We start from the raw sequence: 26,128 nt of genomic DNA on the forward strand, positions 1-26,128 counted from the left end.
CAAAGAGGAGGCGCTTAAACCTCCTCTTTTTTGGTGGCTTTCGTGTATATGAAAAGAGTTGCTGCAAACCAGAGAAGATAACTAGCTGGGATTATTCCAGAATCATTGAAAATCAACGCGGTTATCGCACCCAGCAAAAGGCTTTGTATGCCGATAAAAATAAGGGGATCAGTTTGCTTAAGGTTTTTGGAAACCGGGGATGGTTTTAGAATAATAACGGCTGCTGCTGTAAGCAGAGCCAGGAAGAGCCATCCCAGTTTGGCATAGTTTATTACCCGCAGATGAAGGAGCATTTTGGAATGAATTATGTTTGTAAAGGCCAGCCATCCTCCTTCCATGATTGCCCTTATGCTTTTCCCTATATGAGACTGCATAGCAGCTGGCTGTTTAAGGTCAACTATAATCATCGCAGATATAACCATAAGAGTAATAAGCATAATGATAGCGGCGTTTTTGGTTTTTATAGGATGTTTCTTATCAAGTTTGTTGATGTTAAGCCAGGCATAAGTCAGGGCTACACAGGCGGTAATAGTGCCTCCAAAGTTAATTCCCAGCCTGGGGAAGGCTAAAACAAATATAGTTACGGCAAACAGGATGGCAGACAAGATCTGGCAAATCCTGGCCGGGTATCCGGTAGTGGAGAGTACTGAAAAAGTTATCGCTGAGCCTATAAGTATGCCCATATATTCATTGCCGATTCCATAATAGCGAATGCCGTTTATAAGCTGGTAGCTCATGATGCAGTTTTTGACCAGATTGAATCCCAGCAGGGTATCCAGGATTATAAGCAGTATGTTTAAGGCAGCTATGGTTAAAAGAGGATTAATCCCGGCTGTTGAGTGTAAAATAAGGCTTGCGCTGACCAGAAAGGCAGCCAGGACAAGTGATAAAAGAATAAACAGGAAAAGGTTGTGTATCCTGAATAAAGGCATAATAAGCAGCACTGCCGGTATGGCCAGGGGAAAAGATAGCAAGATTAAAATATTTTTTTCCGATTTTTTTCTGCTTAGATATAAAATAGCCAGAAAAAGCGCGAGGACAGCCAGCAGGGCATAAGTAGCAAGTGCTGGTGCCTGGTTTGCAAAATTAAAAGCAGCCTGCTGGTTTATCCTTTTTAATTCCTGGATGGGAAATTGATTTTTTTCCGTATATAAAGGATCTTCTGTTTCTGCCCCCACACTATTTAATATTGAAAGGTGCAGGTTTTCTAGGGTGACCACTTCCCGGCGGGTAGAGAAACTTTGTAAAAGCCCTTTATAACCTGCTTTTTTAATAAAGACAGGCATGAGCAGGGCTTCCGGGTCATTGCCCTGCCTGGAAGGGCTGAGGTTTATTATGTAGCTGGCGGTGTTCCCCTGCTGGCTTTTTTCGATAGAGGCAATGGAATTATCAATTTTCCTTAATATCTCCTGCCTTTTTTGGCTGTATTCAGCTGGAGAAAATAGCGAGGCCATGGATTCCAGCCGGTAAAGATCTCCATATTCTATAAGGGCTACGGTTTTGCCTTTTATTCCCTTAACCTGTTTTTCAAGAGAGCTGTAATCAGTCCATATAAGGGAAGGAAGTTCAGGATCAGCTGTATTGGTAGATTTATCGATGCTTCCTTTATCAACCAGTCCTCTTTTATCCATAAGTATTACTGGGGCTAATCTTACATGATATCCGACCCTGTCAGCATTGCCGGCAACCAGGGTGGCATAACCTTGAGCTTTTATTTTTTCCCCTAAGATTCCTACCTCACCCGTGTTTTGTTCTGCATTGATATCTTTAACGGAAATAATAGAAATAACTACCACATTTTCCATATCCGGTTTTAATCCCGTATTGCGAAAAAATATATCTCCTGCCTTTTCTCCGTTTATAAGTTCTGAAGCGTTGAAATTAAGCTGGGAATAGTTGCTTCCCAGAGCAGGCTTACCGGCTGATAAGGTGGCACAGGCGTTTTTAACAGTACGGTTTTTGGCCGAGGAAGTATTTAATAAGCCTATCCCCCAATTTTTTTGATTTTGCCATAAAAATGGGGTGGTATCCGGATTTATATCGTTTAAAGCCAGGTTGTCTACCATATAGATTATGACTTTGTCATATGTCTTTTCGGGTTTATCCTGTGCCATGGCTGGGGTAAAAGGATAAAACATGAAAAGAGCAATAGTTAATATTATTGTTGTCCATATTTTTCCCATATTCATGTTAATTCACCTGGTTCAATTTTTTTGTAGTTAGCCATAAAAGTGAGAATAAATACAAAAGTATAAAGGAAGCTGCTATTACTCCGGTGTCGTTTACTGCAAAAACGACTGCTGCCGCTGCCATAAGGATGGTTATGGCTTTGTTTATAAAGGGATATTCACTTTTTATACGGCTTAGAATATTTTTATTTTTGCATAAGAAAAGAAGTATTATTTCTATAATGAGTACCAAAGTCCATACAGAATGGAGTACAGTGCTGGCGAGGATTCCCAGTTTTATGCGTATTATGGATAAAAAGGCCTGGCTGCCTCCATTAAGAAGGCTTTGTATAGCCCTTCCGGCATGGGAAGGATTGGGGTTTAAAAAAGCATCCAGACTGGCAATAGCTACCACAATAAAAACAGATAACAGGCCGGTAACTATAATTTTTCGGATGTTGAGCTTATCCTGGCTCATAACGAGAACAAAAACTCCCCAGGTAAACAGGGAAGCGATAAATCCGCCAACATTAGCCCCTAATTCGGGATAGCCGATGGCCAGAGAAGCTATCAACAAGGGGAGGGAAGATAGAATAATTATAAATTTGTTTTGGGCTTTAAATTTATTAATTCCTAAAGAGGTTGCTACAACTGCTGAGGCAATAAGTATCCCCATATAGTCATTGCCTATGCCGTAAAATCTTCCTCCGGCTATGGCATCAGAGCCCAGGGGGGAATTGAGCATTAAGGCAGAGCCTGAAAAGATGTCAATTATAAGCAGTAGAGCAGTAGCTGATGTCAGGATAAACAGCCCTTTTAAGCGGTCAGCAAAAATTTTGAGCAAAATCAAAGCCAGGGAAAGTGATAAAAGCAGAGTTAATATTATGGAAATAAAAATGGATTGGTAGCCGGTAAAACTTATGAAAAGGAATACCACTGGCATACATAAAGCAGTAAAGATGACTTTATCCATATGTTGATAGAGATGGTTCTGGCGGCGGCTGGTTATCGCATAGCCTAGCAGAATAGAAGCTATGGCTGTGATCATAAAGGTAATATTTAAAGGAAGCCGGTTAGTTCTTAAGTTTTTAAAGAAAAGGAGCTTGTTTTGCAGGTCATTCAGGTGGTTGTTTTTGTCTATAACCTGCATCCCTTGACTGGCTGGTACTATTTCTCTATCAAAAAAGGAAAATATGGAAGGGAGTATGTCTCCACTTACCACTATCCCTTCCCGACGGGTGGTGGGAGAAGTCAAGAGGCCTTTTTTGCCTTCCGGGTAATGTACAATTATGGGGGTTAATCCCAGGTTGTTTTCCTCTATCATTTTTTTGCTGGGATTGGGAGACATAATAATGAGCATAGTTTTGTTAAGGTCAATGGCAGATAAAATTTCCCCCAGCAACTGGTCATTGCGTTCCAAAGCCTGTTTGCGCTGTTTTTCTATTATGTCTGGTGCTGCGTTTATCCCGTCATTTTCTACCCGGCTGGTATCTCCAAAATCGATAAACAGGATGTCACTTTCCGGTAAATATTTATTAATATAAGAAAGCATAGCCTGGTGATCGGTTTGTAAACCGCCCAGAACCAAAGGATTAACCCTGGTGATATTTTGGCTTACATTGCCCAGAGGAACCTGGCCGTTTTCGTCCATAGCCATCAGCACTATATTGCGGTTGAGCATGGATATGGTATCAGCATTACCGATAACGGCAACTTTAAGGCCGTTTTCACGGGCTATTTTGCCTATTTGCCCAGGTTCATAGGGAGGCTTATATTTAAAGGCAGTATTTTTCAGCATTTCAATATATATGTTTACTACTCCTTCAGCAGGAGGTGTCTTTCCGGTAAAGGTGAAGTATAAATTTTTTGCTTTAACAGTAGCATTTTGATTTTGAAAAACATAAGGTAGTACAGCAATATTTTCATTGCTGTTGAAAGATAACTCGGCATTGGGAACAGTTCCTATTTTCAGTCCGCTCCCGATTGACATATACGGACTTGAAGGGTTTGTATTTTTGGCTCTTACATTCATAAGGCCCGTGGCACTCTTTTCTATAAGCCTGTCCAGATTAGGGGTATTGGCATTTAGAAGGTCAGAAACATCTATAAAATCCATTACGATTATTACAGCTTTTTTGTGTTCATCCTCAGGTCCAGCTGAGGCGGGAAGTGGCATAAAAAAGGAAATTACAAGCCAAAAAGATATAAATAAGCTGATGCCTGTTTTAAGTTTAATGTTCATAAGCTGGCGGCCTCCTGTTTACAAAGATTAAAAAGTTTCTCTTAATTAATCATTTGCTAATTATACAAAAATAAAACGAGGAAAAAAACTTAATAATCATATTTGATAAGAATATAATTTGATTTAAACAGATGATTATCCTTTAAAAGGAATTATTTTTGCTGATAGAGCAGGAAAATTTTAATTTATGGTTGACTTTCTATGCATTTGTGCTAAAATTCTACATGTATCTTGTGCATTGAAGGAGGTTTGGGAAACCAAACGCAATTTTTGAAGGGAGGCGACATTATTGCAGGCTTTAGGGCGTCATATTTTAGCTGAAGTTTATGGTTGTAAGTTTGAGGTATTAAATGATATCAAAAAGGTAGAAGATATCATGATCAATGCCGCTTTGGAGGCTGGAGCAGAAGTTAGAGAATTTGTTTTTCACAAATTTAGTCCGCAAGGGGTAAGTGGAGTCGTTGTGATTTCAGAATCCCATCTTGCGATCCATACCTGGCCTGAATTAGGTTATGCTGCCGTAGATGTATTTACCTGCGGAGAAAAAGTTGATCCGTGGGATGCATGCAACTATCTGGCCAAACATTTTGGTGCTGAATATGTTAACGCTACGGAAGTAAAAAGAGGTATTATAGAACAGGGCCAGGAAGAGCGCTTGGTGGTAAATATTTAGGAGGGATACTATTTTAGTTGACCGACGCAGCTTAAAAAAGGGGAGCAGTAAGTACCGTTAGTAGACCTTATTCGTTAAAGGAAAACGAGTAAGGTCTATTTTATTTTTATTTTCTTTCAGGTTAGAGGATTATAAATTATTTTTCTAGCTATAAAAATGACTTTTCATTTATAATAAATAATAATTATATTGGCTAAGCTGAAGAATTAAATGTCTACAGGGGAAGAGGGGAGTATAAAGTGAAGCAGTATATGATGCCTGCCATCCTGGAAGAGGAAATGCAAAAGCTTGATGACTTTTTTGAAAGGACAGTAGGTTTGGGCAGAGACAGGATAGACAGATATGTGGCTTTTTTGGAGCAGGACCCTTTGTGGCGGGTTATTCCTGCTTTTGTTCTGAGTGCCTGTCGGTATAAAGGTATAAAATCTGATTTAAGCATAGCCATGGCTAATATATTCAGGAATATTTACCTGGCTATTTATATACATGAACAGATAAGAGATGATGAGGAAGGGCAGGAATATGATACAGAAATGCGCTTTTCCATATTACTGGGGGATTATATATTTGGAAAGATTTTAAAATTACTTCTGGATGAAAATGCTGCCCATCTGGTTGATATTTTTGCCAGCCTTATATGTAAACTAAGTGAAGGATTGACGGCCAAATATAAGATGGGTGCCAACCCTATAGACAATATTTGCAATATCTATGCTCCTTTTTTTAGAGCTGCCTTTCTTTCTGCTTCTCGCCTGTCAGAAAATGATGAAAATGAAGAAGCTTATGGTGAACTAGGCTATAACCTGGGACTGGCTATATGCTTTCATATTCTGGATAATCCTGAGGAGTACATGTCTAAAATTAGATACCACCTTGATGAGAGTATAAGGATTTTAAAGGGAATATCTCCTGAAAACAAGGTTACTGCCAGCTATGTTTATAAACTTATTGCTGAATCATATGCCCTGCTTTATATGCCTGCGGAAAAAGTCGCTGCTGTATAAAGGTTTTATTGGAGGTAGTGATATTATATGGCTTATCAAGATTTAAGGGAATTTATAGACCGATTGGAAAGTGAAGGGGAGCTTAAACGAATAAGTGTTGAGGTAGATCCTGAACTTGAGATAACGGAAATAACTGATAGGGTTTCCAAAGCTCATGGACCGGCTTTGCTTTTTGAAAATGTAAAAGGCTCTAAGATGCCAGTTTTGATAAATGCTTTTGGCAGCCGAAAACGTATGGCCATGGCTTTAGGGGTAAAGGACCTGGAGGATATAGCACAGGAGATAAGTGAAATACTTGATATAAAGGATAATGTTCCCCTGTCCCTGTGGGATAAAGTTAAAATGCTGCCGCGACTGGCTGAATTGGCTTCTTTTATGCCTAAAATGGTAAAAAAAGCTCCCTGCCAGGAAGTGGTAGATTATGAGCCTTCTCTGGATATCATGCCTATTTTGAAATGCTGGCCCAAAGATGCCGGAAGGTTTATTACCCTGCCCCAGGTTTATACCAAAGATCCGGAAACCGGGAAGCGAAACGCAGGTATGTATCGGATGCAGGTTTATGACAGCAGGACTACCGGTATGCACTGGCATATGCATCATGATGGGGCAGAAAATTACCGCAAAAACTGCAAGCTTGGAAGACCTACCGAAGTAGCAGTAGCTTTGGGAGGAGATCCCGCCATAACTTATGCAGCAACTGCTCCGCTGCCCAAGGATATTGATGAACTGATATTTGCCGGTTTTTTGCGTAAAAAGCCGGTTGAACTGGTAAAATGCAAAACCGTTGATCTGGAAGTGCCTGCTGACGCGGAGATAGTGATTGAAGGTTATGTTAATCCGGGAGAAACCAGGATAGAAGGTCCTTTTGGGGATCATACCGGCTATTATTCGCTGGCTGATGAATTCCCTGTATTCCATGTAAAGTGCATAACTTATCGGAGGGATGCCATTTATCCGGCAACGGTTGTTGGCAAGCCTCCACAGGAAGACTGTTATATAGCTCTGGCAACAGAACGCATATTTTTGCCTCTTTTAAAGTTCCAGCTGCCGGAGATTGTAGATATGCATTTACCTATGGAAGGAGTATTTCACAACTGTGTCATAGTATCGATACGCAAATCTTTCCCGGGGCATGCTCGTAAAGTTATGAATGCACTCTGGGGAATGGGGCAGATGATGTTTGCCAAGTTTATTATTGTGGTGGACGAGGATGTAGATGTGCAGAATGTATCGGAAGTGATGTGGAAGGTATTTAATAATGTAGATCCCCGGCGCGATACGGTAATTATGGAAGGTCCTTTAGAAGTTCTGGATCATTCTGCTCCTTTGCCTCTATATGGAGCCAAGATGGGTATTGATGCCACCAAGAAGTGGAGAAGCGAAGGGCATAACCGGGAGTGGCCGGAGGATATTGTTATGTCTCCGGAAATTAAGGCTTTAGTCGACCAAAGATGGAGTGAATATGGCCTTGACTGATAAAGTAAAACTTTTTTTGGAAATGATAGATTTCAAACATACCCTTTTTGGCTTGCCGTTTGCTTATCTGGGGGCTTTTCTGGCGGTTATGGGGATGCCATCCTGGCATGATTTATTGTGGATTACGGTAGCCATGATCAGTGCCCGTACCGCTGCACTTTGTTTGAACCGGCTTATCGACCGGGAGATTGATCGGGCCAATCCGCGTACCAAAGACTGGGTTATGGCTGCTGGCAAGCTTTCGGTTAGAAAAGTATGGATAGCTGTTTTTGTGTTTTTCTTCTTGCTTTTTTATGCTGCCTATCAGCTTAATATGCTTTGTGTAAAACTGGCTCCTCTGGCGGTAGCTGTTTTGTGGATATATTCTTATACTAAACGCTTCACCTGGTGTTGTCATTTAATTTTAGGCCTGGCTATCGGAATAGGTCCGATAGGTTCATGGATTGCGGTTACCGGCAGTTTTGATTTAGAGCCATTTTTCCTGGGATTGGCAGTCGCTTTCTGGATTGCAGGCTTTGATGTTATGTATGCATGTCAGGATATTGAATTTGACCGCTCCTATGGTTTAAAATCTATACCAGCCCGTTTTGGGGAAGAAGGTGCTTTAAAGTTTTCATCCCTTTTTCATATATTGACGGTAGTTTTTTTTGTTTTAAATGGTTTGCTTTTAAAACTTGGCTTTTATTATTATTTAGGTGTGGCTTTTGCAGCCCTGGTACTTATATATGAACATAGCTTGGTCAAGCCGGGGAATCTGGAAAAAGTGAATTTTGCCTCATTTGTTATTAACCGCTATGTAGGGATTACAATATTTGCTGCTGCCCTTATGGATATTTTTGTTTAGCCCAAGAAAAAATAGTTTACAAAGGTTATATTTTAGGAGGTAAACCCTTGAAAAGATATGTAGTTGCTTTTACAGGTGCAAGTGGCGCGGTCTATGGAGTAAGGCTGGTTGAGGAATTGCTTGAAAGGAATTATGAAGTTCATCTTATCGTAAGTGACCCGGCTAAAATTGTCCTTAAGCAGGAAATGAACTGGGATTTTACCGGCCCGATGGAGGAAGTGTTTAAAAAATATTTTAAAGGCAATCTTTTTGTATATGACAATGCTGATATAGCTGCTCCTGTAGCCAGCGGCTCTTTTCTCATTGACGGCATGATAGTTATTCCCTGTACTATGTCTACTATATCGGCTATTGCCCACGGAATTTCGAAGAATCTTCTGGAAAGGGCAGCTGATGTAATGCTGAAAGAAAGAAGGCCGCTTGTTGTAGTACCCAGAGAAACGCCTTTAAGCACTATACATCTCAAAAATATGCTTACTCTTTCTGAAATGGGTGTATATGTTGTGCCAGCCATGCCAGCATTTTACCATTTTCCAAAGTCAATAGATGATATGGTCGATTTTATAGTGGGAAAAGTTTTGGATGTTATGAGAATACCTAATGACCTGTATCAGAGGTATAGTTAAAATTTGTTTTCATTAAGGGGAAAGTTATGGGGTTTGATTTTTTTGCACCAATAGAAGAAGAGCTCAAAATGGTGGAAAAGAGTTTAGGGGAGAATATAACTACTGATATCTGCATTCTGGATGAAGCTGCCCACCATTTAATAGGTGCGGGAGGAAAAAGATTAAGGCCTGCTTTTGCGCTTTTAAGTGCCAAAGTTTTCAGGGAAGATCTGGAATATATCCTGCCTATGGCTATTGCCCTGGAACTTGTCCATATGGCTACCCTGGTGCATGATGATGTTATTGATAATTCAGAGATGAGGAGAGGAACTTTTACTGTAAAAAGCGGCTGGGGAAACAGAATTTCTATTTATGCCGGCAATTATATTTTTGCCAGGGCTCTGGCTTTGGCTGCCTCTTATGGGCGCAGTGACATACTGAATATCCTGGCTGATGCCAGTATGAAGATATGCGAAGGGGAGATCGTCCAGCTGCTGAGCGCTTATGATGTTACGAAAGGGCTAAAAAATTATTTGCGGAGAATTGAGCGCAAGACAGCCTTGCTGATTGCAGTAAGCTGTGAGCTGGGAGCTGTTTTATGTAATGCGGATAAGAAACAGGTGGAAGCTTTAAGGCTTTATGGACATAATCTGGGGATGGCTTTTCAGATTACTGATGATATTTTGGATCTGGTGGCTGATGAAAAAGTTTTGGGCAAGCCTACCGGAAGCGATATAAGACAGGGGGTAATAACCCTGCCCACCCTTTTTGCTTTAAAATACAGCCCTAAAAAAGATGAGCTCAGGCATCTTTTAGCTTCTCCCGAACTTTGCTCCCGGCATGTTGATTATATTATTGAAACTGTACTTGATGCCGGCGGCATAGATTATGCTTATGAAGTAAGTATACGTTTTGCCCGTAAGGCGCAGAAACAGCTTTCTTATCTTCCTGATGCTGGAGTAAAACAAAATTTGTATGACATTGCCGATTTTATTATAAAACGAGATTATTAGCGGATAGGGGAGAGGATTTGTGGTTTTCAGCGATCTGTCACCGGAGGATAAGCAGACTATAATCGAACATCTGGAAGATTTGCGCAAATCTCTGCTTATAAGTATAGTTGCCATTATTATTGCAGCGGTTTTTGCCTTTTATTATAGTGAACAGATATTGACTATCATAATGTCCCCGCTTTCTTCCCTTAACGAAAACCTTATAGTGACAGGTGTTACGGAAGCTTTTTTTGTTAAACTCAAATTGTCTTTTATTGCAGGTTTTGTAATAGCTTTTCCTGTTGTGGTATGGGCTTTGTGGCGTTTTATCAAACCTGCCCTTTATCCTCATGAGCGTAAATATGTGTATATTCTTTTTCCGGTAACTATAGGGCTTTTTGCAGGAGGAGTGCTTTTTGCCTATTACGGTATTTTAAAACTCATACTCAATTTTTTTATCTATATTGCTGGTGAAAATCTGGAAACCATGTTTAAGGTTGACCAGTATGTAAGTTTTGTTCTGGCTTTTACTATTCCGTTTGGGATAGTGTTTGAACTGCCGGTGGTAGTATTTTTCTTGAGTAAACTGGGTATTATTGGCTATGAAACTATGGCCAGAAACCGCAAGTATGCTCTTCTGGTGATAGTAATACTGGCAGCTGCTTTAACTCCGGGGCCGGATCCTTTTTCCCAGATGATGATGGCTATTCCGGTATATTTGCTTTATGAAATAAGCATATGGATTGCCAAGCTTGCCAAACCAGGCGAAGAGCGAAAGCAAAAAATGGAACAAAGATTGGCACGCAGTGACAGTACTGATTGATGTTGATATTAATTGATAAAAGCACACAAAAATAGTGGTCTTTAATTGGTGGAAATGCACAAAGGGCTTGGGCTTTACAAAGTTTTTGCTTTTTGTCATAATAGCAGTAACAATTTAATTTCGCGGTACGATTTAATACAGGAGAGGGGAATTTGTATGCTGGGATTGATAGGAAATTTTGGCCCCTGGGAACTGGTGTTGATTTTACTCATCGTCCTTATCATTGTTGGGCCTGGGAAACTTCCGCAGGTGGGACAGTCTTTGGGAAAAGCTATCCAGAGTTTTCGCAAGGCTAAAGAAGAGGATTTAGAAGAACTGGAGGAGAAAAAAGATAAATAAGGTCTTTTTAAAAGGCCTTTTTTTTTAACATGGTATATTAATACTGGAAAATAAAGGAGTAAAAAATGGCACATTTATTCCCGGCTTTTATCAATCTGGAAGGAAAAAAATGTTTGATAATTGGCGGAGGAAAGGTAGCTGAGCGGAAAATAGCTAACCTTTTTACATATAATGCGGTTATCAAGGTAGTAAGCCCGAAGGTTACCGAAAGGATACGAAAGTGGGAAGAAGAAGGGCTTATCACAGTAGCTTTGCGCCAATTCAGGGAAGAAGATTTATGCGGCATGTTTATGGTTTTTGGAGCTACAGATGATAGCAATCTTAACCGGGAAGTAGCCAGGCTTTGCCGTGAGAGAGGCATTTTGCTCAATGCGGTTGATGATCCTGGTAACTGTGATTTTTATGTACCATCTGTTGTGCGCAGGAATTCGCTGGTGGTTGCTATTTCTACAGAAGGGAAAAGCCCGCTTTTTGCAAGAAAGATGAGGGAGGAACTGGAAACTTTTATTCCTGAAGGGTATGGATGGTATGTTGATATACTTGGGGAAATCAGAGAAATAGTAAAGAGAGAAGTGGATGATATAAATAAGAGGGAAGAAGTTTTCAGGCAGCTGGTAAATGAAGAGATATTAGCCTGGCTGCGTATGGGGGAATTGGAAAAGGTGAGGGAGAAGGTGGAAAAATGTATGTCCTCCTTACAGGACTGAGTTATCGTACAGCTCCAGTAGAAGTAAGGGAAAAACTGGCTTTATGCAGCAGCGATTTAAACGAAGCCTATAATTTTTTGAAGAATGGTGCCGGGATCGAAGGGGCGGTAATTCTTTCTACCTGTAACCGTATGGAAATATATGTGACTACCAGAGATCTGGGTAAAGCCAGGGAAACTGTATATTCTTTTTTGGAAAATTATTCAGGGATGAAGTGTGAAGATTTAGAGCCTTACCTTTATTGTTTCAACTGCTATGAAGCTATTTATCATTTGTTTAAGGTGGCTTCCGGTTTGGATTCCATGGTATTGGGAGAAACCCAGATAATAGGACAGGTAAAGGAAGCCTACAATTTGGCTAAAGATTTGGGGGCTACTGAAGGGGTGCTTAATACCCTTTTTCAAAAGGCCCTTTATGTTGGAAAAAGGGTAAGAACCGAAACTATGATAGATCAGCATCCGGTGTCTGTAAGCTACGCAGCGGTGGAACTGGCGCGCAGTATGCTGGGGACTTTGGATGGCAAAACAGTAATGCTGGTAGGAGCCGGTGAGATGAGTGAACTGGCTGCCTATTATCTGGTGCAGAATGGTGCCAGTTCAGTCATAGTCTCTAACCGTTCTTATGATAATGCTGTAAAACTGGCGGAGAAGTTTAAGGGAAAGGCTGTAAAATTTGACCAGATAGGAGATTGCCTTTTATTGGCTGATATTGTTATAAGCTGCACTTCTGCCCAGCATTATGTAATGCGCATGGATAACTGTTACCAGGCTTTGAAAAAGCGGCAGGGCAGGAAAATAATAATGATTGATATTGCGGTTCCGCGGGATATTGATCCTGAACTTGGCCAAATAGAAGGTGTATTTATTTATGATATAGACGACCTGCAGAATGTAATTGATGAAAGTTATTTAGCCAGGCAAAGGGCGGCCAGGCAGGCACAAAAAATTGTTAAGGAAGAAATGGAAGCATTTAGCAATTGGCTTTCCTGTCTCTATGTAGTTCCTGTCATAAAAGCACTCCGCATGCGGGGGGAAGAAATCAAGCAGAAAGAGATTACCAGAGCGTTTAACCGCCTTGGCAATATATCGGAGAGGGAAAAAAAGGTAATTGTTTCTATGGCCAACTCTATTGTTAACCAGCTTTTGCATTTTCCTATTGTTAATCTTAAAGAAATGGCACTTAATAGTGACGGACATATGTATGCGGAAATGGCAAAAAAATTGTTCTCTCTTAATGTTGATGAAGGGGAGCAGGAAAAGTATGACAACTTTGAGGCTAGGAACTAGAGGAAGCCAGCTGGCGGTCTGGCAGGCCAGGCAGGTGGCTTACAGAATTAAAGAAGAATTTCCTGATATTAACATCCAGATTTATACGGTAAGAACCAAAGGAGACAAGATTCTGGATGTGGCCCTTTCTAAAATTGGAGATAAGGGGCTTTTTACCAAGGAAATTGAAAAAGAACTGCTTACCGGGAATATTGATATAGCAGTACACAGCATGAAAGATCTGCCTTCGCTTCTGGAAAGAGGGTTAACCGTGGGTGCTGTTTTGAAACGGGAAAATCCGCAGGATGTTCTGGTATCTGCGCGCAGGTATAAATTTAGCAATTTACCGGAAGGAGCAGTTATAGGTACTTCCAGCTTGAGAAGGACAGCTCAGCTGAAAGCCCTGAGGCCTGATATAAAGGTGGTAGATATAAGGGGAAATGTGGAAACCCGGATACGGAAGATGATTGAAAATGAACTTGATGCTATTATTGTGGCTTATGCCGGGGTAAAAAGGCTTAATTTGGAAACTTATATAAGTGATTATTTGCCATATGAAGTTATGCTGCCGGCGGTAGGGCAGGGAGCTATTGCCGTGGAATGCCGGGAAGGGGATCAGGAAGTCTTAAGAATTCTGGAGCGTATCAATGACCAGGCTACTATGGATGAAGTTAAGGCGGAAAGAGCTTTTATGCGGACTCTGGAAGGGGGATGCCAGATGCCGGTAGGCGCGCTGGCAAATAGTGAAGGGGATAAATTGATTCTGGAAGGCTTAATCGCTTCCCTGGATGGGCAAATGGTTTATCGGGATAAGATGGAAGGAAGTAAAGATAATCCTGAAGAATTAGGCATAAGGCTGGCTAAAAAGCTTTTAAAAGAAGGCGGAGAGAAAATATGGCAAGATATAAAACGGCAGGGGAATAAGGTATGAGAAAAAAAGGGTTTGTTTATCTGGTAGGAGCGGGCCCGGGAGACCCGGGGTTATTTACCTTAAAGGGAGCACGGATTTTAAAAGAGGCACAAGTGGTAGTATATGACCGGCTGGTGAGCGATAGGATACTTGCTATGGCTAATCCGGAGGCTGAGTTTATATATGTAGGAAAGGCTTCCAGCCAGCATGCTATGCCGCAGGAAAAGATAAATGAACTTTTGGTGCAAAAAGCCTCAGAAGGCAAAGTGGTGGTAAGGCTTAAAGGGGGAGATCCGTTCCTTTTTGGCCGGGGAGGGGAAGAAGCTTTATATATAAAAGAACATGGTTTTGATTTTGAAGTGGTGCCTGGCATTACTTCTGCAGTTGCTGTACCTGCTTATGCCGGAATTCCAGTAACCCATCGTGATGCCACTTCGACCCTGGCTATAATAACTGGCCATGAAAAACCGGGTAAGGAAGAGAGTTCCATCAAATGGGAGCATATAGCGACTGGTGCCGGTACTCTGGTTTTTCTTATGGGAGTGGAAAATTTAGAGTTTATATGTAAGAATCTTATGGCTAATGGCAGAAACCCTGAAACTCCAGTAGCCCTGATAAGGTGGGGAACCTGGCCAGGTCAGGAAGTGTTGACAGGGACTTTATCTGATATAGCAGAAAAGGTCAGGCAAAATGGTTTTAAGCCTCCAGCAGTAATAGTGGTGGGAGAAGTAGTAAATTTGCGCGAGAAGCTTAAGTGGCTGGAAAATAAGCCATTATGGGGCAAAAAAATTGTGGTAACCCGAGCCAGAGCGCAGGCCAGCCTGCTGGCTGATAAAATATCTCTGCTGGGGGGAGAAGCTATTGAGTTTCCTGCTATATCTATAAAACCGCTTTCTGATATGCATGGACTGCATAATGCTTTACACAATATAGAGCATTATAACTGGATTATATTTACCAGCGTAAATGCAGTAGATTTATTTTTTGACGAGATGAAAAAATTAAGGCTTGATATAAGGAACCTTAAAGGTATAAATATCTGTGCTATAGGGCCTGCTACCCGTGATAAATTAGAAGAGAGAGGGCTTATGGTAGATGAGGTTCCTGATGAGTACAGGGCAGAAGGTATTTTATCTGTACTTAAACCGCGTATAAAGAGAGGAGATTGGGTTCTTCTTCCCCGGGCCAGGGGAGCAAGGAGCGTACTTCCCCAGACTTTGCGGGAATGGGGAGCTCATGTAAATGAGGTATATCTTTATGAAGCAGTGCCGGTAAGCACAATAAGTGAAGAGACCAGAAACAGGATAGTTAATGGCATGGTAGACTATATTACTTTTACCAGCTCTTCTACGGTAAGCAATTTTATAAAAATAGTGGGGCGGGAAAATATTCCCCTTATAAATAAGAAAGCCAAAATTGCCTGTATAGGGCCTATAACAGCAGAAACCGCGGAAAAAGAAGGATTTACGGTTCATGTGGTAGCCAGGGAGTACACTATAGACGGGCTGCTTGATGCTATATTAGAGGCTGAAAAAGCTTTATCCTGAAGGGGAGGGAACAGATATGATAGGGTGTACAAAACTGCTTTGCGGCACAGCCACAGTATCAGAAGTAATAAAACACAGCGGTAAGGAAGTGCCCCCTAATTTGCTGCAGTTTTCCGAGATAAACAGGCCCCTGGTGGTATGGAATATGACTAACCGGTGTAATCTGCGCTGCAAACACTGCTACATAGATGCTGAAGACAGGCATTACAAAGAGGAGCTTACAACAGAGGAAGCCAGGGAGTTTATCTGTGATTTGGGGAAAATGCGGGTGCCGGTTTTGCTCTTTTCGGGGGGAGAACCCCTTATAAGAAAAGATTTGTTTTTGCTGGGAGAGCTAGCTTCTGAACAGGGATTAAGGCCGGTTATTTCCAGTAATGGAACCCTTATTGATGATGAGATAGCTAAAAAAATTAAAAAAGCCGGGTTTCAGTATGTAGGGATAAGCATTGATGGCATGGAAAAAACGCATGACGAATTCAGGGATCAGCAAGGATCTTTTAAAGCTGCCTTAAGAGGGATAAGGGCGTGCCTGGATAATGGGGTAAAAACCGGTATTCGTTTTACGGTTAATAAATATAATATGGCTGATTTGCCTGCTATTCTGGACCTGGTTGAAAAAGAAGGCATTCCCAGATTTTGCATGTATCATCTGGTGTATGCCGGACGGGGCAAATCTATGGCGGATATGGACACTACGATAGAAGAAAAGAGAAATATACTGGAGTTTCTAAGTCAAAAAACCCTAGAACTTTTCCATAAAGGAATAGAAGTGGAAATATTAACTACCGACAATCATGCAGACGGCATATTCCTGTTTAATTACATAAAAGAGAAAGAGCCGAATCGGGCAGACGAGATAATACAGCTTTTAAACATGCATGGTGGATGTTCAGCAGGCACCAAGTTTGCCAATGTCGATGCCTTTGGCAATGTCCATCCCTGTCAGTTCTGGCAGGATTATACGGTAGGAAATATAAGGCAAAAACCTTTCAGCCAGATATGGAATTCGGATGATGAACTGATGGTTAAATTGAGAGAAAAGGAAAAGCATGTACAGGGAAAATGTAAAGAGTGTTCCTATAAATCCCTGTGTGGAGGCTGCCGCATAAGAGCCCGGGAAGTTTATGGCGACATCTGGGCTGAAGATCCTGCCTGCTATCTTACGGAAGAGGAAAGGAAGGGGTAGTTTTTATGTCTTTTCCTGTTCACCGCATGCGAAGGCTTCGGCAGAATGAAACGATAAGGGCTATGGTAAGAGAAACTGTTCTTATGCCTGATGATTTTATCTATCCTTTGTTTATAGTTTATGGAGAAGACAAGAAACAGCCGGTAAAATCTATGCCCGGAGTTTTTCAGCTTTCTCGGGACAGGCTCAAAGAAGAAATTGATGAGCTTAAGCAGTGGGGAATAAAATCAGTGCTCCTTTTTGGCATACCGGAATATAAGGATGAGGTAGGAAGTTCTGGTTATCAGGAAAATGGCGTGGTACAGGAGGCTATAAAAACTATAAAAGATTTATGTCCCGATATTTATGTAATAACTGATGTATGCCTTTGCGAATATACTGACCATGGCCATTGTGGGGTTCTGGATACCAGAGGAAGAATTGATAATGATGCTACTCTGGAGCTTTTGGCTTTGGAAGCCTTGTCCCATGTTAAAGCCGGGTGTGATATGGTGGCCCCTTCGGATATGATGGATGGCCGTATAGCCTATATACGAAAGAGGCTGGATGAAGAAGGTTTTTGTGATGTTCCCATCATGTCCTATGCGGCCAAGTTTTGTTCAGCTTTTTATGGACCTTTCAGGGAAGCCGCTGAATCTGCCCCTAAATTTGGCGACCGCAGGACTTATCAGATGGATCCTGCCAATGGCCGGGAGGCATTAAGAGAAGTAGCTTTGGATATAGAAGAAGGTGCAGACATAGTTATGGTAAAGCCTGCCCTTGCTTATCTGGATGTAATAAAGGCAGTAAAAGAAAAGTTTGGCCTGCCGACAGCTGCATATAATGTAAGCGGCGAATATGCCATGATAAAGGCAGCAGCTCTTAATGGATGGCTGGATGAAGAAAGGGTTATGCTGGAGGTTTTGACTGCTATAAAGAGAGCAGGAGCTGACCTTATCATAACTTATGCAGCTAAAGATGCAGCAAGGATACTCAGATCTTAAACTATGATGGGCGGGAAGTGGTAATATGTTAGTTTCTTGGAACACTACCAACATGTGCAATATGTTTTGTGACCATTGCTACCGCGATGCAGGTGCCAGGCTTGATGAAGAGCTTTCGACTGAAGAAGGAAAAAGATTGATTGATGAGATAAAAAAGGCCGGCTTTAAGATAATGATTTTCAGCGGAGGCGAACCTTTGATGCGGCCTGACATTTTTGAGCTGGGCAGCTATGCGGCTAAACAGGGATTGAGGCCGGTTTTAGGGACTAATGGAAGTCTTATTACCACTGAAGTAGCTTTAAAACTCAAAGAAGCTGGTTTTATGGCGGTTGGTGTTAGCCTTGACAGCCTGGATCCTCAAAAAAACGACCGTTTTCGCAAACTGGAAAATGCGTTTAATCTCACGGTAGAAGGTATGAAAAATCTTAGGGCTGCTGGTGTGCCTTTTCAGATACATACAACGGTTATGGACTGGAATGTGGAAGAAATCGAGGCTATTGCTGATTTTGCCGTTTCTATTGGTGCCATGGCCTACCATGTATTTTTTCTGGTGCCTACCGGAAGGGCAGTTAACATTGAGGAAGAAGCCTTAAGGGTCGTGCAGTATGAAAAAACGATAAATGTGCTTATGGAAAAGCAAAAAAAGGTTGACATTGAGATAAAACCTACCTGTGCTCCTCAGTTTATAAGGGTTGCGGATAAAAAGGGAATTCCTCTCCGTTTTACCCGTGGTTGTTTGGCTGGCATAAGCTACTGCATAATAAGTCCTAAAGGAGATGTCCAGCCTTGTGCCTATCTTGATATACCTCTGGGAAATGTGCGGGAAAAGCCTTTTAGCCATATATGGAAAGAAAATGCGGTGCTTAATGCCTTGAGAACTATGGATTATAAGGGAAAATGCGGTATCTGTGACTATAAGGAAAGGTGCGGCGGATGCCGGGCCAGGGCTTATTTTTACAGCCAGGGTGATTTTATGGCGGAAGATGAGTGGTGCCTTTATAAACCTAAAGGGGCGGTAAAAAATGAAACTTGACCGGCTTGATCAGGAAATATTAAACCTTTTGCAAAATGAATTCCCCTTGGAAAAAAGGCCCTATGCTGTTTTGGCCCGAATATTGGGCATAAGTGAAGATGAGCTGCTTTTGCTGGTAAAAAGGCTTAAGGAAGAAGGGATTATAAGGCGTATAGGCGGAGTTATTGATTCTAAAAAGTTGGGATTTTATTCAACTTTGTGTGCATGTCATGTAGAGGAAGATAAGGTTCTAGAGGCGGCGAAAATAATCAATGAAGAAAAAGGGGTAACCCACAATTATGTAAGGGATGATTGGTATAATATCTGGTTTACTTTAACTGCCCCTTCTGAAAACGAGGCTTATAAAGTTATAAGAGATTTGGAAAGCAAAATCGGTACGAGAATAGAATCGATGCCGGCCAAAAAGGTTTATAAGATAAGGGCGGTTTTTACGGCAGGTGAAAGATAATGGATGCAGTAGATAGGCAGATTATTAAACTTGTTCAAGGAGATATACCTTTAAAAGGACAGCCTTTTAAAGAATTGGCCGAGACGATAGGTGTAAGTGAAGAAGAACTGCTGAAACGTATAAGATATATGCAGGAAAATGGTATAATCAGACGCTTTGGCGCGGTAGTTCGCCATAACCGGGCAGGCTTTACCGTAAATGCCATGGTGGCTTTTAAGGTAGATGAGAGTAAAGCCGATGAAGCAGGCTATAAGCTGGCAGATTTCAAGGAAGTAAGCCATTGCTACCTGCGGGAAGTGCCGGAGGATTTTGGGTACAACCTTTTTGCCATGATACATGCCATGAGTGAAGAGGAACTGGCAGGCATTATAAAAAGAATTGAAGAAAAGACAGGAATTAGTGAATATAAAGTTTTTAAAAGCATACGCGAGATGAAAAAGGTTAGTATGACATATTTTTAACCCGGATGTGAATATAGATGAGGAGGGGAAAAGGTTGCAGCGGGAAAAGTCAGATCAGCTTTTTAAAATGGCAAAAGAATGTATGCCGGGAGGAGTTAGCAGTCCGGTTAGGGCTTTTAAAGCCGTAGGGCTTGATCCCCTCTTTATAAAGAGAGGACAGGGATCCAAAATTTATGATGTAGATGGCAATGAATTTATTGATTATGTAGGTTCATTTGGGCCTCTTATTCTGGGACACAGCCATCCGGAAGTGGTAAATGCTGTAAAAGAAGCGGCGGTTAATGGTACCAGCTATGGAGCCCCCTGTGAAAAAGAATTAGAACTGGCTCAGATGATATGCAGCGCTATTCCTTCGATAGAAAAAGTGCGTTTTGTAAATTCGGGCACGGAAGCTACCATGAGCGCTATCCGACTGGCTCGTGCCTATACAGGGAGAAATAAAATAGTAAAGTTTGAAGGCTGCTATCATGGACATGCCGATTCTTTTCTCATTAAAGCAGGATCAGGTCTTTTGACTTCTGGTATTCCCAACAGCGCGGGGGTTTTGGAAGAACAGGCCCGCAATACTTTGGTGGCTAAATATAATGACCTGGAGTCGGTAGAAAGAATTTTCAGGGAAGAGGGACGGGATATAGCAGCTGTTATTGTGGAGCCTATAGCCGGCAACATGGGGCTGGTACTTCCCGATCCGGATTTTCTTAAGGGATTGAGAAAAATAACGGAATACAGTGGGAGCCTGCTTATTTTTGATGAGGTTATAACCGGTTTTAGGATATGCTACGGAGGCTTTCAAAATTTTGCCAATATAACACCTGATCTTACCACTCTAGGCAAGATTATTGGCGGCGGCCTTCCAGTAGGGGCTTATGGTGGACGTAAAGAGATAATGAGCCGTGTAGCTCCGGAAGGCGATGTTTATCAGGCCGGGACTCTGTCAGGCAATCCTTTAGCTATGGCTGCCGGGGTGGCTACCTTGAAAATTTTACAGGATAGGGATTGGTATGACCGGCTGGAAGTTATGACCTATATGCTTACTACCCGGCTTAAAACAGTTTTTGAAGAGAGAGGGCTTTTCTACACTATAAACCGCATAGGGTCAATGTTTTCTATATTTTTCACTGAGTCAGAGGTAAATACCTATGAAGATGTCTTAAAGTGTGATACCGAAAAGTATGCCGCATTTTATCGGCATCTTTTGGAGGAAGGGGTTTATTTCCCGCCTTCCCAGTTTGAAGTCTGCTTTGTATCCTGCGCTCATGATATGGAAGATATCGACAGGACGGTAAAGGCAGTTGCAGGTGCTTTAGATAAAATTATGTAGGGAGGAGAACTTTTGAGTATCAACAGTTGGGAATGGTTTGTCAGTAAATTTGAAGCCTTAAGCAAAATTGACCTTAACGCTTACAAAAGGCCGCAGATGGAAAGGCGCATAAATAGTTTTATGCGTTCAGTCGGAACCGAAAGTTATCATGATTTTATAAATTTGCTGACCAGGGACCATAATGTTTACCGCCGGTTTTTGGACCATATTACTATAAATGTTTCTGAGTTTTTCCGCAATCCTGCCCACTGGGAGGTACTGCGCAAGGAGGTTGTCCCTCTGCTTCTAAAACAGAGAAATAGCCTAAAGATTTGGAGTGCAGGATGTTCTACCGGAGAAGAACCTTATTCCCTGGCTATAGCTGCCAAAGAGGATAGATGGCCGCTTAAAGAGAAAATACTGGCTACCGACATTGACCGTGAAGTTTTGGAAAAAGCCGATATAGGACTTTATACGGCTAAAACGATTGAAACTGTTCCGCCTCCGTATGTAAAGAAGTATTTTGTTCAACAAGGCGCCAATTACCGTATTTCTGATGAGATAAAGCAGATGGTTAGCTTTAAACAGCATAACCTCCTTAGGGATCCTTTTGGAACCGATTTTGACCTTATTTTGTGCCGCAATGTGGTAATTTATTTTACGGAGGAGACTAAAGACAAACTGTATAAAAGATTTGCGGAAGCTTTACGGCCAGGGGGAGTAATTTTTATAGGCAGTACTGAACAGATATTTAATGCGCGTAATATCGGATTAAAGTCAGTTGCTACGTTTTTTTATCAAAAAATGTAGAAAACGAGGAACAGGCATTTTACAGAAAATTTTTGAATTAAAAAAGAAGCAGGAAAAAAAATATTTACAGCGAATTTTGAGAAAAGGGATGTTTTGACGGTAAAATTGCCGTAGGCAAGATAAGATAAAGCATAATATTTTGGGGGTGGTGGAGACTAAAGCACCAGTATTTGCAGTTTGTCAGGCTTTTAGTAGTTTTCAAAATTATGAGAGGGAAAAGGAGGAATGAACTTGAAGGTTCTGGTATGTGTTAAGCAGACATTTGATACTGAAGCTAAGATCGAATTGAAAGATGGCAAGATTTCCGATGCAGGTATCAATCTGATTATCAACCCTTATGATGAAGTAGCTGTAGAAGGAGCTATCCAGCTGAAGGAAAAAGGCATTGCCAGTGAAGTAGTAGTAGTATCTGCTGGCTCTGACAAGGCTATGGACGCTATCCGTACCGCTTTAGCCATGGGTGCTGACAGAGGCATACTCATCAAACAGGATACTGGTGCCGATGAATATGCAAGAGCAGTAGCTATCGCTGAAGTAATAAAGAGTGAAAACCCGAATCTCGTTCTGGCAGGCCATGTTGCTGCTGACGACGGTTCTTCTCAGGTACCGACCCGTATTGCTGAAATTTTAGGCTGGCCTCATATCAATGTCATAACCAGCTTGGATATTGCTGATGGCAAGGCAAAATGCGCAAGTGAAGCTGACGGAGGTTCTCAGGTAACTGAAGTAGCTCTCCCGGCTGTTATTTCTTGTCAGGTAAGCTGGAATGAACCGCGTTATCCTTCCATGAAAGGTATTATGCAGGCCAAGAAGAAACCGGTTGCTACTGTTGATGCGGTAGCTGTTGAAAACAAGACCAAGATAGTCGAATACTTCTTGCCGCAGGCAAAACAGGCAGGAGTAAAATTTGAAGGCGAACCTGAAGAATGTGCTGCTAAACTGGCAGATTTCATAAAGAATACTGCCAAGATCGAAGTAAAAGCTTAATAAGCTAAAGGCATGATCTATAAAAAGGAGGGTAATTGATGGCAGGAACATGGGTATTTGTCGAACAAAGAGACGGTAATGTACGTAAGGTAACTTATGAAATGATATCTGAAGCTAAGAAATTTGGGGATGAAGTATGTGCTGTTATTTTTGGTAAGGGGATTGAAGGATTAGCTCCTGAATTTGCTAAATATGGAGCAGATAAGGTTTATGTAGTAGAAGGCGATGTATTTGCTCAGTATAATACTGGTGCTTTTGTAGCCCAGATGGCTGCTATGATAAATGAATATAAGCCCAATGCAGTGCTGTTTGCTCATACCTTTAACGGCAGAGATTTTGCTTCCAGACTTGCTCAGAAGCTGGATGCCGGCCTGGCTACTGACGTAATAGCTGCTGAAATAAGCGCCGGCAAAGGCGTATTTACCAGAGCTATTTATGCTGGTAAAGCTTTTGCCAAGGTAGAAGTTACTACCCAGCCGATTTTGGCTACGGTTCGTGCCGGTGTATTTGAAGTTAAAGAAAATCCTGCTGCTGGCGAAGTAGTAAAGCCTGCAGTTGTAGCTACTGCTGCTGATGTATATCAGAATATAATTGAATTTAAGCCTACTGTATCTGCAAGACCAGAACTTACAGAAGCTGATGTAGTTGTATCCGGCGGACGCGGATGTAAAGGACCGGAAGGCATTAAGCTGGTAGAACAGCTGGCTGACCTTTTGGGAGCTGCCGTAGGTGGATCCCGTGCAGCAGTTGACTCTGGATGGTTAGGCCATGAATATCAGGTAGGACAGACTGGTAAAGTTGTTAACCCGACTCTTTATGTAGCTTGCGGAATTTCCGGAGCTATCCAGCACCTGGCTGGTATGTCTTCTTCCAAGTTTATCACTGCTATTAATACTGACCCCGAGGCTCCGATATTCAATGTAGCAGATTTTGGAGTAGTAGGAGACCTTTTCAAGGTTATACCTAAACTGTGTGAAGAACTGAAGAAATAATTAAGCTTTGGGTGGGAAAATGTAAAATGGGGATTTACTGGATATACAGCAATGTATATCCAGTAATATCTTATTTTTTTATTTAAGGGAGGGAATGAAGAATGATATTTGGCTACGTTCCTTTAGAAGGCGGCTATGAAGTTCCTATGAGAGTGGTAGGAGCTAATGTTCCCTTCGAATGGCTTATTTATATACTGATGTTTATACCGCTTGGGGTATTTTTGTATGGTTTTTATCAGCGTGTACAGGTCTGGATGCTGGCCAAGGGAGAAATTCACCGCAATGACAGGATAGGCCAGAGGATATGGTCCTGGTTTGTTTATACTTTCCTGCAGCTCAGGCTTTTCAAAAAGCCTACTCCAGGAACCATGCATGCGTTCCTGTTCTGGGGATTTTTGGTATTGTTCCTGGCAGCAGGTGTAGACGCTTCTCACCACTGGCTTGGTTTCCCGCATATTGAAGGGGCTTCCTATATAGGGTTTTCAGCAGTAGTTGACATAGTTGGTTTTCTTGGACTTATAGGAATAGTTGTACTTGCTGCTATCCGCTATATCCAGAAGCCTGATCGTCTAAACGACACCAAAGCTTCCGACGGCTGGATTATTTTGCTTGTCTTTGCTATCCTCCTCACCGGTTATTTCATTGAAGGATTGCGCATAATGGCCCAGATTAAATGGTCACCGGAAATGTCAGAAATTTTGTATGAAAAATATGCATCTCCGGTGGGATGGTATTTTGCTTTCCTGTTCCAGGGCATGAGCCGTGATGCTATCCTGGTATGGCACCGGATTCTCTGGTGGTTCCACATGGCTATTGCGTTCTTGTTTATTGCTCTTATCCCTTACACAAAACTGTGGCATATTATGACAGGTATGTTAAATTATATATTCCGCAATCTGGAACCTTCGGAAATCCGCATGGTAGAAAATATTGAAGAAGCCGAAACTTTCGGGGTAGAAAAGATAGAAGAATTTGGCTGGAAAGACCTTCTGGATCTGGATGCCTGTATCCGCTGTGGAAGATGCCAGGAAAATTGCCCGGCTTATAATACCGGCAAACATCTTAATCCCAAGATTACCCTTATCCAGAATATGAAACAGCACCTGGACGAAAAAGCTCCTTACCTTATGCAGCAGAAGGGGCAGGAAGCTGATGCCGAAATGGTTGCCATGACTGAAGAGGCAGAAGCTGTACATCCTATGGAAAAGAGCCTTATTTATGATGTAGTTACTACTGATGTAATCTGGGACTGCACCAACTGCCGCGCTTGTATGGAACACTGTCCGATGTTTATTGAGCATATTCCCAAGATCATTGAAATGCGCCGCAACCTGGTTATGTGGCAGGGAGATATGCCGTCAGAAGCCCAGATGGCCTTTACCAACATGGAACGCAACTACAATCCGTGGGGTGTTGGTTGGGCTAACCGTGCTGAATGGCTTAAGGAAAGAGGCATTCGCGAAATGGTTAATGTTCTTTCCGAAGATGGCGGCGAATTTGAATATCTGCTCTATGCCGGCTGTGCAGTTTCCTTTGATGATAGATATAAGAAAGTTGGAGAAGCTCTGGTAAGACTGCTTAACAAAGCTGGTGTAAGCTTTGCTTATCTGGGTACCGAAGAAATGTGCTGTGGTGATTCTGCACGCCGTCTGGGTAATGAATATCTGTTCCAGACTTTGGCCAGGCAGAACATTGAAAACTTCAACAATTATGGGGTAAAGAAAATAATTGTTGTGTGTCCGCATGGATACAATACCATTAAGAAAGAATATCCGCAGCTGGGCGGAACCTATGAAGTATATCATTATACCGAAATACTTGCCAAACTGGTAGCCGAAGGCAAACTTAAACCCGGAAAAGCTCAGGCCGTTAAGACTACTTATCATGATTCCTGCTTCCTGGGCAGACATAATGATGTTTATGATGAACCCAGACAGGTACTTAAGGCTGCTGGCTGCAATATTGTTGAAATACCGCAGGCTAAGAACAAGGGATTCTGCTGTGGGGCTGGCGGCGGACGCATGTGGCTTGAAGAGCATGCGGTAGAAGGCTACAAACGTATAAATGATACCAGAACTGAGCAGCTGTTAGGTCCGGATCCGGAAATGATAGTTACCAACTGTCCGTTCTGTCTTACCATGATTTCTGACGGAGTAAAAGGTGTCAACATGGAAGAAAAAGTTAAAGTATTTGATGTGGCAGAAGTTCTGTGGAAATCTATTGAACAATAAATACCTGGAAAATTAGATGTTTAAAAGGTTCAAGGCTATTAAAAATAGCCTTGAACCTTTTTTTATGCAGGCATGTTGCATGTTGCCAGGTTATTATATTTT

At 41.8% G+C, this 26,128-nt stretch carries 24 protein-coding genes; 22 read left to right on the forward strand and 2 right to left on the reverse strand.

Annotated elements, in window-relative coordinates; translation table 11 throughout:
- Window positions 1-14: 14 nt before the first annotated feature.
- Together ACZ42E_RS03350 and ACZ42E_RS03355 are read right to left on the reverse strand one after the other, a co-directional pair.
- The gene (locus ACZ42E_RS03350) at window positions 15-2,189 is read right to left on the reverse strand and encodes a hypothetical protein (RefSeq protein ID WP_464893043.1); all 2,175 of its coding nucleotides are present in this window, start codon (window positions 2,187-2,189) and stop codon (window positions 15-17) included.
- 1 nt (window position 2,190) lies between these two features.
- Window positions 2,191-4,410, reverse strand: coding sequence for a hypothetical protein (locus ACZ42E_RS03355; protein ID WP_464893044.1), 2,220 nt, complete (start codon window positions 4,408-4,410; stop codon window positions 2,191-2,193).
- A gap of 289 nt (window positions 4,411-4,699) precedes the next feature.
- Between ACZ42E_RS03355 and speD the strand changes: the two genes are divergently transcribed.
- The 22 genes from speD to ACZ42E_RS03465 all read left to right on the forward strand — a co-directional run bounded on the left by speD (window position 4,700) and on the right by ACZ42E_RS03465 (window position 26,026).
- Window positions 4,700-5,083, forward strand: a complete 384-nt coding sequence (gene speD / locus ACZ42E_RS03360) for an adenosylmethionine decarboxylase (protein ID WP_464893045.1) — start codon at window positions 4,700-4,702, stop codon at window positions 5,081-5,083.
- Between the two features lie 239 nt (window positions 5,084-5,322).
- Window positions 5,323-6,087 (forward strand): polyprenyl synthetase family protein, encoded by a 765-nt coding sequence (locus tag ACZ42E_RS03365; RefSeq protein ID WP_464893046.1) that lies wholly within the window; start codon window positions 5,323-5,325, stop codon window positions 6,085-6,087.
- Window positions 6,088-6,114: 27 nt separating this feature from the next.
- The gene (locus ACZ42E_RS03370) at window positions 6,115-7,563 is read left to right on the forward strand and encodes a menaquinone biosynthesis decarboxylase (protein WP_464893047.1); all 1,449 of its coding nucleotides are present in this window, start codon (window positions 6,115-6,117) and stop codon (window positions 7,561-7,563) included.
- Entirely contained in the window at window positions 7,550-8,407 is an 858-nt protein-coding gene (locus ACZ42E_RS03375; RefSeq protein WP_464893048.1) for a UbiA-like polyprenyltransferase, read from the forward strand. The genes ACZ42E_RS03370 and ACZ42E_RS03375 overlap by 14 nt, the downstream gene beginning before the upstream one ends.
- A gap of 47 nt (window positions 8,408-8,454) precedes the next feature.
- Entirely contained in the window at window positions 8,455-9,033 is a 579-nt protein-coding gene (locus ACZ42E_RS03380; RefSeq protein ID WP_464893049.1) for a UbiX family flavin prenyltransferase, read from the forward strand.
- A gap of 26 nt (window positions 9,034-9,059) precedes the next feature.
- Window positions 9,060-10,025 carry a polyprenyl synthetase family protein gene (locus ACZ42E_RS03385; protein WP_464893050.1) on the forward strand — a complete coding sequence of 322 codons (966 nt, stop codon included), beginning with the start codon at window positions 9,060-9,062 and terminating at the stop codon, window positions 10,023-10,025.
- Between the two features lie 19 nt (window positions 10,026-10,044).
- Window positions 10,045-10,827: a twin-arginine translocase subunit TatC gene (gene tatC / locus ACZ42E_RS03390; protein WP_464893051.1), complete on the forward strand. Its 783-nt coding sequence runs from the start codon at window positions 10,045-10,047 to the stop codon at window positions 10,825-10,827.
- Window positions 10,828-10,983: 156 nt separating this feature from the next.
- Window positions 10,984-11,166, forward strand: coding sequence for a twin-arginine translocase TatA/TatE family subunit (gene tatA, locus ACZ42E_RS03395; RefSeq protein WP_464893052.1), 183 nt, complete (start codon window positions 10,984-10,986; stop codon window positions 11,164-11,166).
- Window positions 11,167-11,231: 65 nt separating this feature from the next.
- Window positions 11,232-11,873 (forward strand): precorrin-2 dehydrogenase/sirohydrochlorin ferrochelatase family protein, encoded by a 642-nt coding sequence (locus tag ACZ42E_RS03400; RefSeq protein ID WP_464893053.1) that lies wholly within the window; start codon window positions 11,232-11,234, stop codon window positions 11,871-11,873.
- Window positions 11,849-13,159 carry a glutamyl-tRNA reductase gene (gene hemA, locus ACZ42E_RS03405; protein ID WP_464893054.1) on the forward strand — a complete coding sequence of 437 codons (1,311 nt, stop codon included), beginning with the start codon at window positions 11,849-11,851 and terminating at the stop codon, window positions 13,157-13,159. Before ACZ42E_RS03400 ends, hemA begins: the two co-directional genes overlap by 25 nt.
- Window positions 13,134-14,069, forward strand: coding sequence for a hydroxymethylbilane synthase (gene hemC, locus ACZ42E_RS03410; protein ID WP_464893055.1), 936 nt, complete (start codon window positions 13,134-13,136; stop codon window positions 14,067-14,069). Before hemA ends, hemC begins: the two co-directional genes overlap by 26 nt.
- Complete coding sequence (cobA, locus tag ACZ42E_RS03415; protein WP_464893056.1) at window positions 14,066-15,595, forward strand: uroporphyrinogen-III C-methyltransferase; 1,530 nt, start codon at window positions 14,066-14,068, stop codon at window positions 15,593-15,595. The genes hemC and cobA overlap by 4 nt, the downstream gene beginning before the upstream one ends.
- A gap of 16 nt (window positions 15,596-15,611) precedes the next feature.
- A complete protein-coding gene (locus ACZ42E_RS03420; RefSeq protein ID WP_464893057.1) occupies window positions 15,612-16,781 on the forward strand; it encodes a radical SAM protein in 1,170 nt (389 codons plus the stop codon).
- Window positions 16,782-16,786: 5 nt separating this feature from the next.
- The gene (gene hemB / locus ACZ42E_RS03425) at window positions 16,787-17,764 is read left to right on the forward strand and encodes a porphobilinogen synthase (RefSeq protein WP_464893058.1); all 978 of its coding nucleotides are present in this window, start codon (window positions 16,787-16,789) and stop codon (window positions 17,762-17,764) included.
- Between the two features lie 25 nt (window positions 17,765-17,789).
- Window positions 17,790-18,797: a putative heme d1 biosynthesis radical SAM protein NirJ2 gene (gene nirJ2, locus ACZ42E_RS03430; protein WP_464893059.1), complete on the forward strand. Its 1,008-nt coding sequence runs from the start codon at window positions 17,790-17,792 to the stop codon at window positions 18,795-18,797.
- The gene (gene ahbA / locus ACZ42E_RS03435; RefSeq protein WP_464893060.1) at window positions 18,787-19,245 is read left to right on the forward strand and encodes a siroheme decarboxylase subunit alpha; all 459 of its coding nucleotides are present in this window, start codon (window positions 18,787-18,789) and stop codon (window positions 19,243-19,245) included. Before nirJ2 ends, ahbA begins: the two co-directional genes overlap by 11 nt.
- Window positions 19,245-19,706 (forward strand): siroheme decarboxylase subunit beta, encoded by a 462-nt coding sequence (gene ahbB, locus ACZ42E_RS03440; RefSeq protein ID WP_464893061.1) that lies wholly within the window; start codon window positions 19,245-19,247, stop codon window positions 19,704-19,706. The genes ahbA and ahbB overlap by 1 nt, the downstream gene beginning before the upstream one ends.
- A gap of 34 nt (window positions 19,707-19,740) precedes the next feature.
- Complete coding sequence (hemL, locus tag ACZ42E_RS03445) at window positions 19,741-21,027, forward strand: glutamate-1-semialdehyde 2,1-aminomutase (RefSeq protein WP_464893062.1); 1,287 nt, start codon at window positions 19,741-19,743, stop codon at window positions 21,025-21,027.
- Window positions 21,028-21,039: 12 nt separating this feature from the next.
- Window positions 21,040-21,816 carry a CheR family methyltransferase gene (locus ACZ42E_RS03450; protein WP_464893063.1) on the forward strand — a complete coding sequence of 259 codons (777 nt, stop codon included), beginning with the start codon at window positions 21,040-21,042 and terminating at the stop codon, window positions 21,814-21,816.
- 225 nt (window positions 21,817-22,041) lie between these two features.
- Window positions 22,042-22,803 (forward strand): electron transfer flavoprotein subunit beta/FixA family protein, encoded by a 762-nt coding sequence (locus ACZ42E_RS03455; RefSeq protein ID WP_464893064.1) that lies wholly within the window; start codon window positions 22,042-22,044, stop codon window positions 22,801-22,803.
- Window positions 22,804-22,841: 38 nt separating this feature from the next.
- Window positions 22,842-23,795, forward strand: a complete 954-nt coding sequence (locus ACZ42E_RS03460; protein WP_464893065.1) for an electron transfer flavoprotein subunit alpha/FixB family protein — start codon at window positions 22,842-22,844, stop codon at window positions 23,793-23,795.
- 101 nt (window positions 23,796-23,896) lie between these two features.
- The gene (locus ACZ42E_RS03465) at window positions 23,897-26,026 is read left to right on the forward strand and encodes a heterodisulfide reductase-related iron-sulfur binding cluster (RefSeq protein WP_464893066.1); all 2,130 of its coding nucleotides are present in this window, start codon (window positions 23,897-23,899) and stop codon (window positions 26,024-26,026) included.
- Window positions 26,027-26,128: the final 102 nt, after the last annotated feature.

This window comes from Thermosyntropha tengcongensis (assembly GCF_055381335.1).